The 15,929-nt window shown below is 38.2% G+C and carries 13 protein-coding genes; 2 read left to right on the top strand and 11 right to left on the bottom strand.

Going from position 1 to position 15,929, the window contains the following annotated elements:
- Nucleotides 1-49: 49 nt before the first annotated feature.
- From MHI57_RS20325 to kdgD, 6 genes are all read right to left on the bottom strand, one after another.
- Nucleotides 50-373 (bottom strand): nucleoside triphosphate pyrophosphohydrolase, encoded by a 324-nt coding sequence (locus MHI57_RS20325; RefSeq protein WP_340978079.1) that lies wholly within the window; start codon nt 371-373, stop codon nt 50-52.
- A gap of 761 nt (nt 374-1,134) precedes the next feature.
- Nucleotides 1,135-1,599: a competence protein ComK gene (locus tag MHI57_RS20320; RefSeq protein ID WP_340978078.1), complete on the bottom strand. Its 465-nt coding sequence runs from the start codon at nt 1,597-1,599 to the stop codon at nt 1,135-1,137.
- Between the two features lie 33 nt (nt 1,600-1,632).
- Nucleotides 1,633-2,991, bottom strand: coding sequence for a glucarate dehydratase (gene gudD / locus MHI57_RS20315; protein WP_340978077.1), 1,359 nt, complete (start codon nt 2,989-2,991; stop codon nt 1,633-1,635).
- 18 nt (nt 2,992-3,009) lie between these two features.
- Nucleotides 3,010-4,365, bottom strand: coding sequence for an MFS transporter (locus MHI57_RS20310; protein ID WP_095370416.1), 1,356 nt, complete (start codon nt 4,363-4,365; stop codon nt 3,010-3,012).
- A 95-nt stretch (nt 4,366-4,460) separates the two neighbouring features.
- Nucleotides 4,461-5,921 carry an alpha-ketoglutaric semialdehyde dehydrogenase GucD gene (gucD, locus tag MHI57_RS20305; RefSeq protein WP_095370417.1) on the bottom strand — a complete coding sequence of 487 codons (1,461 nt, stop codon included), beginning with the start codon at nt 5,919-5,921 and terminating at the stop codon, nt 4,461-4,463.
- A 4-nt stretch (nt 5,922-5,925) separates the two neighbouring features.
- A complete protein-coding gene (gene kdgD, locus MHI57_RS20300; RefSeq protein ID WP_095370418.1) occupies nt 5,926-6,858 on the bottom strand; it encodes a 5-dehydro-4-deoxyglucarate dehydratase in 933 nt (310 codons plus the stop codon).
- A 175-nt stretch (nt 6,859-7,033) separates the two neighbouring features.
- Between kdgD and MHI57_RS20295 the strand changes: the two genes are divergently transcribed.
- Nucleotides 7,034-7,720 (top strand): FadR/GntR family transcriptional regulator, encoded by a 687-nt coding sequence (locus MHI57_RS20295; protein ID WP_095370419.1) that lies wholly within the window; start codon nt 7,034-7,036, stop codon nt 7,718-7,720.
- Nucleotides 7,721-7,775: 55 nt separating this feature from the next.
- Here MHI57_RS20295 and garD read toward each other — a convergent pair whose 3' ends face one another.
- Nucleotides 7,776-9,311 (bottom strand): galactarate dehydratase, encoded by a 1,536-nt coding sequence (garD, locus tag MHI57_RS20290; RefSeq protein WP_307319024.1) that lies wholly within the window; start codon nt 9,309-9,311, stop codon nt 7,776-7,778.
- Between the two features lie 290 nt (nt 9,312-9,601).
- On the opposite strand from garD, the gene MHI57_RS20285 reads away from it, so the two are divergent.
- Nucleotides 9,602-10,552, top strand: a complete 951-nt coding sequence (locus MHI57_RS20285) for a zinc-binding dehydrogenase (RefSeq protein ID WP_224934654.1) — start codon at nt 9,602-9,604, stop codon at nt 10,550-10,552.
- 315 nt (nt 10,553-10,867) lie between these two features.
- Here MHI57_RS20285 and MHI57_RS20280 read toward each other — a convergent pair whose 3' ends face one another.
- The 4 genes from MHI57_RS20280 to MHI57_RS20265 all read right to left on the bottom strand — a co-directional run bounded on the left by MHI57_RS20280 (nt 10,868) and on the right by MHI57_RS20265 (nt 15,801).
- A complete protein-coding gene (locus tag MHI57_RS20280) occupies nt 10,868-12,481 on the bottom strand; it encodes a glycerol-3-phosphate dehydrogenase/oxidase (protein ID WP_445293207.1) in 1,614 nt (537 codons plus the stop codon).
- Nucleotides 12,482-12,583: 102 nt separating this feature from the next.
- Complete coding sequence (gene glpK / locus MHI57_RS20275) at nt 12,584-14,074, bottom strand: glycerol kinase GlpK (RefSeq protein ID WP_340978073.1); 1,491 nt, start codon at nt 14,072-14,074, stop codon at nt 12,584-12,586.
- Nucleotides 14,075-14,093: 19 nt separating this feature from the next.
- A complete protein-coding gene (locus tag MHI57_RS20270) occupies nt 14,094-14,804 on the bottom strand; it encodes an MIP/aquaporin family protein (RefSeq protein WP_281202853.1) in 711 nt (236 codons plus the stop codon).
- A gap of 454 nt (nt 14,805-15,258) precedes the next feature.
- The gene (locus MHI57_RS20265; RefSeq protein WP_307319033.1) at nt 15,259-15,801 is read right to left on the bottom strand and encodes a glycerol-3-phosphate responsive antiterminator; all 543 of its coding nucleotides are present in this window, start codon (nt 15,799-15,801) and stop codon (nt 15,259-15,261) included.
- Between the last annotated feature and the right edge of the window lie 128 nt (nt 15,802-15,929).

Here is a 15,929-nt window from a genome sequence, read left to right as displayed (position 1 = left end):
TGTATCCTTTTGTAATGCCATTGATTTTGCCTTAAAGATGATAATAAGCTTATTCTTGCACATCTATCAAAAGCACCCTACTCTCGAACCTTCCTCTTTGTTGAGCTTTTGTCCTTCTAATCGCATCTAATTCATCAACTGACATTTGTGGAGCTTCTGATAATGCATAAACGACTTCGAGAATATCAGCTAGCTCTTCACCTTGATCCTTCAAGTGCCCTGCCTGTAGATATTCATTCACTTCTTCTTGAAGTTTACGTTTAAGTGCCATTGTATATTCAGAGTGAGATAGTATTCTTGTATTGTATAATTTCCCTGACTTTTTGATGATGTCGGGAATTCTGTCACGTACTAGTTTGTTATAAGTTGGCAAGAGAAGTCTCCTTTCTATCTATCATAATCGAGATTGATTCACGCTAATACTAATCAAAATTCACGGAACTATCTTTAGCGCTACTCATTTCTGCGAATTCAATGGCAGGGTAGTCTTTTATTAGTAGCGATTTCACTGCTTACCCTACTTATCTCTCTAATTCTTCTTTTATTAGTAGCAATTCCACTGGTTACCCTACTTATCTCACATAATCTTCTTTTATTAGTAGCGATTTCACTAGTTACCCTACTTATCTCACTAATTCTTCTTTTATTAGTAGCGATTTCACTGGTTGCCCTACTTATCTCACATAATCTTCTATTATTAGTAGCGATTTCACTGGTTGCCCTACTTATCTCACTAATTCTTCTTTTATTAGTAGCAATTCCACTGGTTACCCTACTTATCTCACTAATTCTTCTTTTATTAGTAGCGATTTCACTGGTTACCCTACTTATCTCACATAATCTTCTTTTATTAGTAGCGATTTCACTGTTTGCACTACTTATCTCACTAATTCTTCTTTTATTAGTAGTGATTTCACTAGTTACCCTACTTATCTCACTAATTCTTCTTTTATTAGTAGTGATTCCACTGATTACCCTACTTATCTCACTAATTCTTCTTTTATTAGTAGCGATTTCACTGCTTACCCTACTTATCTCTCTAATTCTTCTTTTATTAGTAGCGATTTTACTGGTTGTCCTGCTTATATGGCAATAACTCCTTGATTCTCGAACTGACCCTTCGTACGTATATTATCATTCTGATTTATACTCTTCCTTTTCTTCACTAATCATTCCAGGGAGCTCCATTAAAGGAACGAATGATTGCTTATTTATTGAATCTTGAATTTGTCCACGAAGAAGGCGTGCTTGATCCCACCTTTTCTTAGCTTTGTTACAGCTAATAGAAAGATTGAAATAATAACCGCTTGTTAAAATTATCTTTGTCATATTTTTATTGAATGGTTGCATTTCATGAATATGTGCTAGAGAAACAAATGTATTATCAATATCGTATTGAGATGAAAAATAGAACCAATACATATCCTGAGCCCCCCAAATACGAATAGGAGGTGTACTTTTTTTATCTAGCTTGTACTTAGCAGCTTGAAGAGCCCCTTTATAGGTCATTCCATACTCTCTCAAACTGTCTTTTACACAATTGGTCTTAGATCTTACATAATAGTAAGTTTTAGAAAAGCTAAATAAACACCAGGACACAATCCTGGTGTTATCTGAACCGTTTATTTATCCTTATCTAACCATACAAGGTTTCTTCGGATTAAACTGCCAATTTGGAATTAAGTATTGCATACTTTTGGCATCATCTCTGCTGCCAAGTCCGTATGTTTTATAGAGTTGATGAGCATCTGCTAGTTTCTCTCTATCTATCTCAATGCCTAAGCCTGGTTTTTTTGGTACTTCGATTTTTCCTTCTTTTATTATGAAGGGGTCTTTTGTTAGATGCTGACCTTCCTGCCAAATCCAGTGTGTATCAATAGCTGTTACCTTCCCTGGTGCACTAGCTGCGACATGGGTGAACATCGCCAGCGATATATCAAAGTGATTGTTAGAATGGGAACCCCATGTTAAGCCAAAGTCCTTGCATGTTTGGGCAACTCTCACAGAACCTTGCATCGTCCAAAAATGGGGGTCGGCAAGAGGTATATCAACAGCTTGTAGGCGAATACTATGTGCCATTTGTCTCCAATCTGTGGCAATCATATTAGTTGCGGTTGGTAAGCCTGTTTCTAAACGAAACTCAGCCATAATTTCTCTAGATGAGAAGCCATTTTCAGCCCCACATGGGTCTTCTGCATAGGCGAGTATATGATTTTTCCCTTTACATAATGCGATGGCTTCATTTAAGGACCAAGCCCCATTAGGATCAAGTGTCACTCTAGCATGAGGGAAGCGTTCTTTAATGGCTATAATGGATTCCATTTCTTCTTCTCCATTAAACACGCCGCCTTTTAGTTTAAAGTCTTTAAATCCATATCTTTCGTATGCGGCTTCAGCAAGGGCTACCACCTGCTCTGGTGTTACGGTCTCTTCATGGCGTAACTGAAACCAACGATTATTATCGCTTGTTGGTGATTCATACGGGAGATCTGTTTTATGACGGTCACCAATATAGAATAAATAGCCTAATACTTCAACTTGATCACGCTGCCTACCTTCTCCTAGCAAGTCCGATACAGGTACATTCAGATATTTACCAAGTAAGTCAAGGAACGCCGATTCGATAGCTGTAACTACATGAATGGTTGTACGTAAATCAAAAGTTTGTTGTCCTCTTCCTGCTACATCCTTGTTAGCAAATGCTTCATTGACCTGTTTAAGCACTTGTTGATAAGCACCAATTGAACTCCCAATAATTATCTCTGTTGCAGCTTCTAGCGTTTGACGAATAGATTCTCCTCCAGGAACCTCACCTACTCCCATTCGGCCAGAATGATCATGCAAAATTAAGATGTTCCGAGTGAAAAAAGGGGCATGAGCGCCACTTAAGTTCAAGAGCATGCTGTCTCTGCCTGCAACAGGGATGACCTCCACTTTTGTGATAACAGGTGCTTCTTTGGCTATCATTTTATCTACTATATTTGCTTCCATACCTTTCTTCCTCCCCTATCAAACTTTCTTCAATTCTACTCGCTTAATTTCACCTACAAGGAATAAATAACTTAATATTGCGACTAAAGCGCTCGCACCAACAAACAACAACGCCATATTAAAAGATCCAGTTGTGCCTACAATATAGCCAATAATGATTGGAGTAGTAATACCTGCTACATTACCAAAAGTATTAAACAATCCTCCACTCACCCCTGACATCTCTTTCGGAGAAGTATCCGCAACAACGGCCCATCCCAGAGACCCAAATCCTTTGCCAAAAAAAGCTAGGGACATTACAAAAACAACTACCCATTCTGTGGTCACATAGTTAGCAATAACGAGGCTCATAGAGAGAAGTAAACCAGTAATAATTGGTATTTTCCTTGCTGCCGTTATCGAGACACCCTTCTTCAATAAGAAATCAGAGAACGTTCCTCCCAATATACCACCAATAAATCCACAGATAGCAGGTAATGAAGCAACTAAACCTGCCTCTAATATATTCATACCTCTTTGATCCACTAAATAGACCGGGAACCATGTTAAGAAGAAATAGGTCAAGGTCGTTATGCAATATTGTCCTAGGTAGACGCCGAGAAGCATTTTATTGCTTAATAATTGCTTTATATATTGCCAGTTCGGCCCTTGCTTTTTCTCTACTTGATTGGCCGCAGTATCCATATCAACTAATGCGCCGCCTTCTTTTATATAATCCAACTCTGCTTGATTAATTTTAGGGTGATCTTTTGGGTTGTATATCGTTTTTAACCATACAAAGGCTACAATGATTCCGATGGCCCCCATGAAAAAGAAGACATATTCCCAACCAAATGTGAAGGTGATATACCCCATGATAGGTGCGAATAGTACAGTAGCAAAGTATTGACCTGAATTGAAGATTGCTGCGGCAGTCCCTCTTTCCGCACTCGGAAACCATGCAGCTACAATTCGGCTATTTGCAGGGAAAGATGGTGATTCTGCCAACCCTACAAAAAATCTTAAGGCAAATAAAATGATAACAACTGTTGTGACTGATTGAAATGAACCTATTAACCCTTGTACTAAAGTAAACAAAGACCAAAGGAAAATACTCCAAAAATAAACACGCTTAGAGCCAAATTTATCAAGCAACCATCCACCAGGAATCTGCCCTAATACATAGGACCACGCAAATGCTGAAAATAAATACCCCATCATCACTGAATTTATACCTAGATCACTTGATAGCGCTGGACCGGCAATTGATAAAGTAGCACGATCAGCATAATTGATAACTGTGACAATAAAGATCATTAGAACAATTAACCATCTCGTTTTTGTTTTCTTTCCTGTTGCTGGTGTTATTTGTCTTTCCGATTTAAGGACTGCCATGGTAATCACCCTCTTTTATTTTATTGAATGTAAGCGTAAACAATCTACTGTTTTTTTAAATGATGAGTAGGTCGCGCTGCCCACTCATCCTGATGCTAGCCTTTTACAAACACAGTTTTAATAGATGTAAAGAATTCTTTTGCTGCCTCTCCTTGTTCACGTGAATGTGAACTCGATTCCTTCATACCACCGAATGGTGCTTGTAATTCAACACCAGCACTTTCAGCGTTAATCCGGATCAATCCCGCTTCCATCTCTTGAACAAATTTCAGCATTCTTGTAATATTTTGCGTAAAAATCGAAGCACTTAAGCCATAAGCAGAATCATTAGCTACTTCAACTGCGCTCTCTAATGACGAAACTTTTATGAGAGCGATAACCGGTCCGAAAATTTCTTCTCTAGCAATAGCGATTTCTTGATCTGCTACTTCAAAGATCGTTGGTTCGACAAAATAGCCACCACTCTCCTTGTCTTCATATGGCTTACCACCTAGAAGCAGCTTTGCACCATCACTTACCCCTGTTTGAATAGCTTGTAATACATTTTTATATTGCGACTCACTTGCACATGGTCCCATCCAACTACTTGCATGAAGACCTGATCCAATCGTAATCTTTTTCGTTTCAATCACCAATTTTTCTACAAATCTATCATATACCGCTTCTTCTACAATCACTCGGCTCGTTGCTGTACACTTTTGTCCAGTAGAGAGAAAAGCACCTTTAATAACAGCGTCGACTGCTAACTCTAAATCAGCATCCTTGGCAACGATTACTGGGTTTTTACCACCCATTTCAAGTTGATACTTCACGCCTCGTTTCATTGCCTCATGTGCGATTGATTTACCAACTGCATTTGACCCAGTAAAAGTAATTCCTTTTATATCTGGATGTTTAGCAATCCCTCCACCGACTACAGCGCCAGAGCCAGTGACCATATTTAGTACACCCTTTGGTAATCCTGCATCAGCAAAGCATTGAGCAATTTTCGCAAAAGTAACTGCGCTTTCACTAGCAGGCTTAATGACTACTGTATTTCCATATATCAGTGCTGGTGCCACTTTCCATATTGGAATAGCAACAGGGAAATTCCAAGGAGTGATAACGCCCACAACTCCAAGTGGTACTCTTGTCGTAAACATCAATGCTTCATTATCGGTAGATGGAATGACATCACCTACTTTTCTCATTCCTTCTCCTGCATAATATTTTAAAATCGCTATGCCACGTTTCGTTTCACCCTTCGTCTCCGCAAGTGTTTTACCCATTTCCTTCGTAGCACATTCAGCAATTTCTTCTAACCGCTCCTCCATTAATCCAGCTACTTTATAAAGTATTTCACCACGCTGGGCACCACTTAAATTTCTCCAAGGTTTCTGAGCATGCTTCGCTGCTTCAACAGCTTTATCTAGATCATCTGTTGTTGACGATTGAATCACACCAACTATTTCACTCGGTGCCGCCGGATTGATACTTTCAATTGTTTCATTTGAATTCGACTCTATCCATTCCCCATTAATATAATTTAAGTAGTTTGCCGTTGTCACTGTACTCATTCCCTTACCCCCTGACAATCTTTTGCTTTTTTGGATACTTCTCTTTTGCTCGTTGCAAAATACTTTCTAATTGTTTGTAATGTTCAAGTTCTACAGGTGTGAAAGGTGCACGAACCTTGTTCTGAACTGGTAACCCTGACAGTTCCATACCTGCTTTAATTAAGGAGACTGCATAGCCTTTTCGCTGCTTACGGATCTCATTTATTGGTAAAATAATATCTTTATATATCTCGTGGACAATTTCATTTTTCCCTTGTAACAAAGCATCATAAAACTGTCTAGAAATATGAGGGATATAATTTGAAATTGCAGAGGAATACGAATCAAACCCTAATGGAATATAAGCTGGCATTGTTACCTCAGCCATAGGCATGCCATTCAACCAGCTTAAACGTTTACCGATACGATTGGTTAAACAAATATTCAGTTCCATATTCCCTACACCATCTTTTAGGCCAACCAGTTGCTCTAAATCTAGTAATTTCTCTAATGTGCTAGGTTGTAGAATCGCGTTATTCCTTTGATAAACAATAGCATTAAGTGATGTTTCTGAGATTACTTGATACAGATAATCATATAATCCCTCTTGTTCACCTTCTGCTAAATAGGGAGGTAATACAAGAAAGCCATCTGCTTTTTTATCCTCTGATAAGCGCGCATATGAAAGGGCATCCTGAATATTTCCACCTACACCTGTATAAACAGGTACCTTACCACCTGCTTCTTGGATGGCAACATCAAGCATGATTTCATATTCCTCTTTACTCAATGATTGGAACTCTCCTGACCCACATGCGATAAAGATTGCCTCTAATCCTTCTTCAATCAAATATCGAATATTAACTTCTAACGCTTTTTCGTCTAACTTTCCATTTTCATCAAATGGAGCTACAGGAAATCCGAGAATACCTGTAGGTGCTTTTCTAGGTGAATGCATATTTCATTCCTCCCCTTTCAATTTGTTATGTATAATTGTAAGACAAATTAAATTAACTGACAATATGTTTTTTGAAAATTTTTATTTATTTTTCTAAAGGGCTTGCTATTCTTTTAATTCTATTTGTATTACAATTAGATTAATTAAACTATTGTAATTTGGATGGTGGACAATTGTGAAGAAAGATGCGCTTGATTTAATTAGTAGCCAAGTCGTACGAAAAACATTGGCTCAGCAAGTAGAGGAACAAATAATTGATTTATTAATTTCAAATAAACTTAAACCCGGTGACAAACTACCTCCGGAAATGGAATTAATGGAACTTCTAGGTGTCAGTCGTCCCGTCATGAGAGAGGCGATGACTTCACTGGAATCTCTTGGTATTGTAAAAAGAAAAACGAGAGATGGTACTTACTTTACTGAGAGTATAAGTAATAAACCATTTTCAACCATGCTTTCCCTTGTTAGTGACAATATTGAAGCAATCGTTGAAGCACGCACCTCTTTAGAACTAGGTCTTGTTACATATGCAGCAGAAAAAATGACAGATGAAACTCTTGAAGCTTTGAATGACACAATTATCAAAATGGAAAATTCAGTCGACAACGAGTATGGTGAACATGATCTTATGTTTCATCGAATTATAGCCCTTAGTGTAAATAATCCTGTCTTACAAGGAATGATTGATTCGCTTTTACTCTCACATGTAAAAATCAACGCACAAATCAAATATCGAGAAAAAGAAAAAACAATCAGACATCATAAAGCCATTTATGAAGCACTCAAGAAAAAAGATCCTCAGGCTGCATTTCAAGCAATGTACAATCATTTGAAGTTTGTTGAAGGAAAAGTATTAGAATAAAAAACGAACCCAAACCGTATGTAAAGAACGGTACTGGGTTCGTTTTTTATTCTAATTAAGTAATCGGTGCAGGATTAAATAGAGCTAAATCATTATGAAGCCCCCATTGATCTGCCCAAGTCTTTCTTTCTCCACTTGCTACTTCAATAATGTGATGGAATATTTCCCATCCCACATCTTCAATTGTTGATTCACCTGTGGCAATCGTTCCCGCATTTACATCAATTAAATCATTCCACTGTTCTGCTAAAGCATTTCTTGTGGATACTTTTATGACAGGTGCCATTGCTAATCCATACGGTGTGCCCCTACCAGTTGTAAATACCTGTAGATGCATGCCAGAAGCTAACTGTAATGTACCGCATACGAAATCGCTTGCTGGAGTAGCCGCATAAAGGAGACCTTTCTGTGTTGCTTTTTCTCCTGGTGCAAGCACACCAGAAATAGCACTACTACCAGATTTAACAATTGAACCTAATGATTTCTCTACTATATTAGATAGGCCTCCTTTTTTATTGCCAGGAGATGGGTTCGCACTTCGATCTGCTTTACCTTTTTGAAGATACTCATCATACCATTGCATTTCTTTAATTAAAGCGTTTCCAATCTCTTTCGTTTCGCACCGAGGTGTCAAAAGATGGACTGCATCCCTTACTTCAGTTACTTCAGAAAACATGACTGTCGCACCAGCTCTTACTAAAAGGTCAGCAGCATAACCAACAGCAGGATTAGCTGTAACACCTGAAAAAGCATCACTTCCCCCACATTGTAAGCCAACCACTAAATCGCTTACTGAGCAGATTTCTCTTTTGCGAAGGTTTAGTTTCTCTAACTTTTCTTCGGCCATATTCATAATATTTGTTACCATATCTGAAAAACCTGCTTGTTCTTGTAAAGACAATATGTCGCGATCTTTACCATCAGGTGCGAGCATTAATGGTGATAACTTTTCACACCCAAGACCGATGATTAAAGCTTCCCCTCCAAAGTTCGGGTGCTTAGCTAAATTCTGCAAAGTCCTTATCGGGATGATTGCTTCTGGCGCTTGAATGGCTACTCCACATCCGTACTGATGATTAATAGCTACGACATCATCTACATTTGGATAGTTTGGCAGTAATTCATTTTTTATTCTCTTCACAGCAAAATCAAGTACACCTACAACACATTGCACACTTGTTGATATTCCCAAAACATTCTTTATTCCTACACTTCCATCAGGATTGCGAAATCCTCGGAATGTATACCCCTCTAATGGTGGGAGGGCATCAGGCACACGAGTTGCTATACTTAACTTATGTAAATCTGGTGGAATAGGAAGCTCAACCATCGACTCTTCTACCCAACTTCCTTTCTTAATAGGTTTCAACGCTTTCCCTATCACCTCTCCGTAACGGATAATCTCATCCTTTTCAGCTATTTCTTTAAGTGCTACTTTATGTCCTTCTGGTACTCTACTAGTAAGAACCAGCCCGTTAGAAAAGGTTGTACCTTCCTTTAACCCACCAGCATTAACAACAATTGCTACATTGTCTTTTTCATGGACTTTTATAAAAAGGGGCTCTTCTTTTCGTTCTGTGTTCAATCGCATAATTCATCCCTCCTCATTTTGTATTATTGTAAGACAAATAAACTAAATGGTCAATAAATAGTGAGAATATTTTAAATAATATTCTCTCATTTGCATTGGTGACAAACTTTTCTTATAGAAAAGTAAGTATAGAGGAAAGCCAGTAATATATTGCTATTTTTGATTCAGTATACAGAATACACAAATAGCGTTATAATTTATATTGTCGACAATGTACAATTGTAATATCAATTTAATCGGCAAATCCTAGGTAGGAACCATGGTAAAACTTTTAGAAAGAAGGGGTTAATATGAAAGGCTGGGAATTTACAGCAACCAATGTACCATTGAAAGTAGTTGAAAAACCAGATCCAGTAGCAACTGAGGGTCGTGTAATTATCGATGTGAAGGCAGCTGGACTTTGTCATTCTGATGTAGGAGCTTTACATGATCCAAAATGGATGGATATTATCGAGAAAAAACCAATCATTATGGGACATGAAGTAGCAGGTATGATTACTGAAGTTGGCGAAGGTGTAACCGATTTCAAAGTAGGTGACCGCGTTGGTGTTTGTCCTGTTAGCTTAGTTGGTATGGGACCTGGATATGGTTATGATGGAGGCTATTCAAATAAAGTATCTGCTCCCGCGATTGACCTTGTACCCATTCCTGATGGTGTAACTTATGCACAAGCGGCAGCTGGCACCGATGCAGGAATGACCTCTTATCACGCAATGTTCAAACGTGGTGAAGCTAAACCAGGAATGAAAGTAGCAGTAATTGGTATCGGAGGATTAGGTCAAATTGCTGCTCGTGCAGCTGTTGTGGCTGGCATTGAAACGTATGCAGTAGATGTAAGCCCTAAAGCACGTGAATTAGCCAAAGAAATTGGTGTAAAAGATGTATTTGAAGATATTAAAGAATTAGCCGATATTGCACCAGATTTAGTAGTCGATTATGCTGGCTTCGGTACCACAACAGCTGGCGCAATTGATGTAGTTGCACCAGGTGGTAAAGTTGTATTAGTAGGTATGGGGAAACTAGAATCTACAATTAATACTGATCCACTTATCTTAAAAGCTGCAAGCCTACTCGGAAGTGTTGGTGGAGATAAATACGATATTGCAGAAGTATATAAATTAATGGCTTCAGGCGATATCGATCCAGCCATTACTGAAATCACCTTTGATGAAATTGGGGAAGGTTTAGCTCGTTTAGAACGTCATGAAGTGACAGGACGTTTAGTAGCGATTATGGATTAATCAGACATTTAAGATACAAAATGGGTTTGGATTATCTTCCAAGCCCATTTTATCTTTTATAGATTTATTACATCATTAGCCAACGAATTTAGTAGGGTGTAAGAGGTGAACATGCAAATAATCCTTTTTCCTCAATATGCTCAATACGTTTAAATCCTGATCATGATTACTTTGACATATCACATTCAATACACTACCGGTTTTAAAACCACTAAAAAGTGAGAAAACTTGATAATTGCAACCTTAAACTTCTAAAAATTCTTTATTTTAATTCAGAAAAAAAACGCACAGCTTAAGCCGTACGTTGTTCTATCATTATGCCTTATTTATTTCCTCTTTCAACTCTCCTCTCATTTTCTCTGTCCTTTGTGCATCCCAAGCAAAATAATCGCTCATAAATGTCACAACTGCTTCACTATAATTCATTGCCCATTGTTTATTAAACAATATGGCACTTGTGCGTCGCATAAAGTAATCGGTTGGGGTTTCGGTCATTTCTTCTTCTAGGCTATAGATTAATGTAGCATAGGCTTCAAGGGATAGATTGACTTTATCATGCTCACCCTTAGCTTTTTTAGCAATTTCAAATACGTTTTTGACATTAGAGCCATAGCGTTCGACTATTCGCTTTGCTTCTTGTTCTGTGAATCCGATTGCTTTACCATTCTTTATTTGCTCTTCCACAAAAGACTGGTAGCCATTAGAACCACCTACATCACCGCCTGATAGAATGATGTGATCTGTTTGACATGATTGGGTGTTTCCTAATCTCTCTGCGACAACATCGACTGTTTTCTCGGCCATTTTGCGGTAGCCTGTAAGTTTGCCACCTGCTATGGTGATGAGCCCAGTATCAGAATAGAATATTTCATCTTTACGTGAGATTTCGGATTCTTTTTTTCCTTCTTCGTAGATGAGTGGACGAACACCCGCCCAATGTGATTCAATTTGGTCTTTAGACAATGATAATGTTGGAAAAACCAGTTCAACGGTTTTTAGTAGATAATCACGGTCCTCTTCTGTCATTTCTGGATTTACGAGGTCTCCCTCATATTTAGTATCTGTTGTACCTAGATATGTTTTTCCATTACGTGGAATGGCGAACACCATTCTTTTATCTGGTGTATCAAAGTAAACAGCGTTTTGTAACGGAAAGTCTTGTTGGTCGAATACTAAATGGACACCCTTTGTATGAAATAATTTCTTACCACTTAGAGAGCCATCTTTTTTTCTTAGTCCATCTACCCAGATACCTGTAGCATTAACAACTTCCTTCGCATAAATAGGGAAAGCTTCGCCAGATAATACATCAACTGCATTTATACCAATGACTTTGCCATTTTCATATATAAAGTCGTCTGCTTTGACATAGTTTGCCAAGGTTGCACCGAGTTCATCTGCTTTTTTAGCGACTTCAAGTGTGAGACGGGCATCATCCGTTTTATATTCTACATAGTAACCCGCACCTTTCAGGGTGTCTTTTACAAGTAATGGCTCTTTTTTTATTGCCTCTTCTTTAGATAGCATCTTCCTTCTTTCAATTTTCTTAACACCTGCAAGAAAGTCGTAAACCCTTAATCCAATACCAGTAGTAAACGGTCCAAAGGTACCTCCTTTAATTAATGGAAGCAGCATCCATTCAGGATTGGTAACATGGGGTGCGTTCTCATAAACGATGGCTCTTTCTTTTCCGACCTCTGCCACAACACCTATTTGCATTTGTTTTAAATAACGTAGCCCGCCATGAACAAGCTTTGTTGAGCGACTACTTGTGCCAGCAGCAAAATCCTGCATATCAATTAGTCCTGTATCTAAGCCACGTGACTGGGCATCAAGAGCAATTCCAGCTCCGGTAATCCCACCTCCGAGTACAAGTAAATCAAATTTTTTGTTTTTCAATTCGTTTAAGTTTGCGTTTCTATTCATCATCTATCCATCCTTCCTTGAATAAAAAGAAAAGACCGCAAATAGCCCTTATGTACAGGGTTGATTTGCGGTCTCTCATTCTCCAACATTTTATATTAACTTGTTTTATTGAAATGCGATTGTTGCTTTAATTGCTTTCTTCCAGCCGTTATATAGTTCGTCACGCTTGCTTGATTCCATTTGATTTTCAAAGGAATCTCCAATTTTCCAGTTATTAATGATTTCTTCTTTTGTCCAGAAGTCAACAGCTAAGCCGGCTAAATACGCAGCTCCTAAAGCCGTTGTTTCATTAATTTCTGAGCGCTCAACAATAGTGTCTAGTATATCACTTTGGAATTGCATTAAGAAATTGTTTTTCACAGCGCCACCATCGACACGCAATTTCTTTAGCTCAATACCTGAATCACTTTCCATTGCTGTTAACACATCTTTTGTTTGATACGCGAGGCTCTCTAATGTGGCACGAATAAAATGTTCCTTCGTCGTTCCACGTGTCATTCCAAAAGCAGCTCCTCGAATATCACTTTCCCAATAGGGTGTCCCAAGTCCAACAAATGCAGGTACAAGATAAACACCATCAGTTGATTCTACACGCGTTGCGTAGTTTTCGCTTTCTGGGGCAGTCTTAATCATTCTCATGCCATCTCTTAACCATTGAATAGCCGATCCGGCAACAAAAATACTACCCTCTAATGCATATTCTACCTTACCATCCAGTCCCCATGCAATAGTTGTGAGTAAACCATTTTCTGATTGCACTGGATTTTCACCTGTATTCATAAGCATAAAGCACCCTGTGCCGTACGTATTTTTTGCCATGCCTTTCTCAAAACAAGCCTGACCGAATAAAGCAGCTTGTTGGTCACCAGCAATACCGGAAATGGGAATCGTGATATCCCCAAAAATCTCTTTCGCTGTCTCCACATACACTTCAGAACTGGATTTCACCTCAGGCAGCATAGACTTAGGTACTGTAAGAATATCTAATAATTCGTCATCCCAGCTCAAGTCGTAAATATTATACATTAATGTTCTTGATGCATTCGTGTAATCTGTTACATGTGCTTGACCGTTAGATAACTTCCAAATAATCCATGTATCAATCGTTCCGAAAAGCAAGTCGCCATTTTCTGCCTTGTCACGTGCTCCTTCAACATTGTCTAATATCCACTTTACTTTTGTACCTGAAAAGTATGCATCAATTAATAAGCCCGTTTTCGAACGAAAAGTATCATTTAATCCTTTTGCTTTTAATTCATTGCAGATTTCACTCGTTTGTCTTGATTGCCATACGATGGCGTGATAGATCGGTAAACCGGTATTTTTATCCCATACAACCGTTGTTTCCCTTTGATTAGTGATCCCAATAGAGGCAATATCACTGCCTTGTATGTTATTTTCACTTATGACACCCGCCATAACAGAAAGAATAGAAGCGTAAATTTCCATCGCATCATGCTCAACCCAGCCTGGCTTTGGAAAATGCTGTTTAAACTCCCGTTGATATTCACCTACAATATGACCTTCTTTATTAAAAAGTATCGCTCTTGAACTTGTTGTTCCTTGATCTAGTGATAAGATATATTTTTTTGTCATGTCGGCATCCCCCTATTTATTAGAATAAAGATTGAAATACAAATGTTGCAAGAACAGCCCCAACTAATGGACCTATAACCGGAATCCAAGCATAGCCCCAGTCCGAAGACCCTTTGCCTGGGATGGGTAGTAATGCATGGGCAAGACGCGGGCCTAAATCACGAGCTGGGTTTATCGCATAACCTGTTGTTCCCCCAAGACTCATACCAATTGCGGCAATAAAGAATCCAACGATAAGAGGATTTAATCCCTCAGCAAATGAATTTAATCCAATGGCATTCAAACCAAAGACTAAAATAAATGTCCCAAGTACTTCACTTATAAAGTTAAATGGTGTATTTTTAATTGCTGGGCTTGTTGAGAAAACGCCCAGTTTCGTGCCTTGATCACTTGTAGCTTTCCAGTGTGGATAGAAGTATAAGATAACAAACGCTGCACCAATAAATGCCCCAATCATTTGTCCTGATACATAATATGCAACAGCTCCCCACTCAATACTACCAGCTAAAGCCGCTGCCAATGTTACCGCTGGATTAAGATGACCACCCGCACCAAAGAAATCTGAAACGTAGACACCAAACGCGACAGCAAACCCCCATGCAAATGAAGTGACAATCCAGCCACCACCATTAGCAAATGTCTTGTTTAAATTCAAATTGGCCCCAGCACCAACACCGAATACGACTAATATGAAAGTACCAATTAGCTCTCCTATAAAAATATCAGACATTCAGTAATCCTCCTAATCATTTAATAGACTATAAAACTACTTTTTACATTACCCTTTCAAGAGAAAACAAAAAGAGGCATGCGAAAGAAAATAACGATCAAACGTTATTTCGCATGCCTCTCTAAATCTCCGACAAAATAAATTAACTTGTACGAACCATATTATAATAAAATGAAAACGATTGCAAATAAATAATTAAATTTTTTAGAAGAATAAGATAAGAGACATGTAAAGAAAAATCACCAGACCGATCGGTTTTTAGCAACAAGTAAGATACTTATCCCCATGTTCACAGCATTCCGAGTCGATAAGTAAACAAATCTGACTGAAGATGAGCGCCCTTCCAAGTCATTATATTTCTTCAGCGAATAGAAAATGCAATCTTTTTTGCAGCAATAAAAAAAAGCCATCCTTTTCTACCAACCTGCTGTAAGTAGAAAAAGATCGCAGTTAATTATAGCTCCCATAGATCCCTGTTAGATGTTGAAACAGAGATAGCACCGGATTCGAGGGCTGATTCAATCTCTGATTTCTCCCTCACCAAGCCACCAGCAATTATTTTTATATCCGTTTTCTCATGAACTTCGCGAATGATTTCTGGAATAATGCCAGGTAACACTTCAATATAATCTGGTTTTGTATTCTTCAACAACTCTAGTCCATTCTCTAACGCCAGGGTATCAATGGAGAAAAGCCTTTGAATGGCTAGTACCCCTTTTTTCTTAGCTGTAATAATCGCTTGTCGCTTGGTCGAAATAATCCCAGCTGGTTTAATTTCTTGGCAAACGAATAAAGTGCCACTTTCATCATTCTTTAAACCATCAATCATATCCATATGAATGAGGATTTTTTTATTATGCTTCTTAGCTGTTGCTACAACACTTTTTATTTGTGTAATGTGAGAATCCAGTAAAATCATATACTCATATTGCGAAGAAATGACTTTCTCAAAATCCTTCATATTACGAATAGCTGGTAGGATTGATTGTTTGATCACTAAGATCAACTCCTTCTTCATTGCTCATATCTATCCATTAATAATAGAAACAGGTAAAGAAAAAAGCAATTACACTAAATACCTGTCTTAATCGTTAATCATTGGCTTCATTCATTATAAAGCATCTT

It is taken from the genome of Cytobacillus sp. FSL K6-0129, assembly GCF_038007625.1.
GTDB lineage: Bacteria > Bacillota > Bacilli > Bacillales > Cytobacillaceae > Cytobacillus > Cytobacillus kochii.
This window is presented reverse-complemented; position numbering and strand designations above follow the sequence as displayed.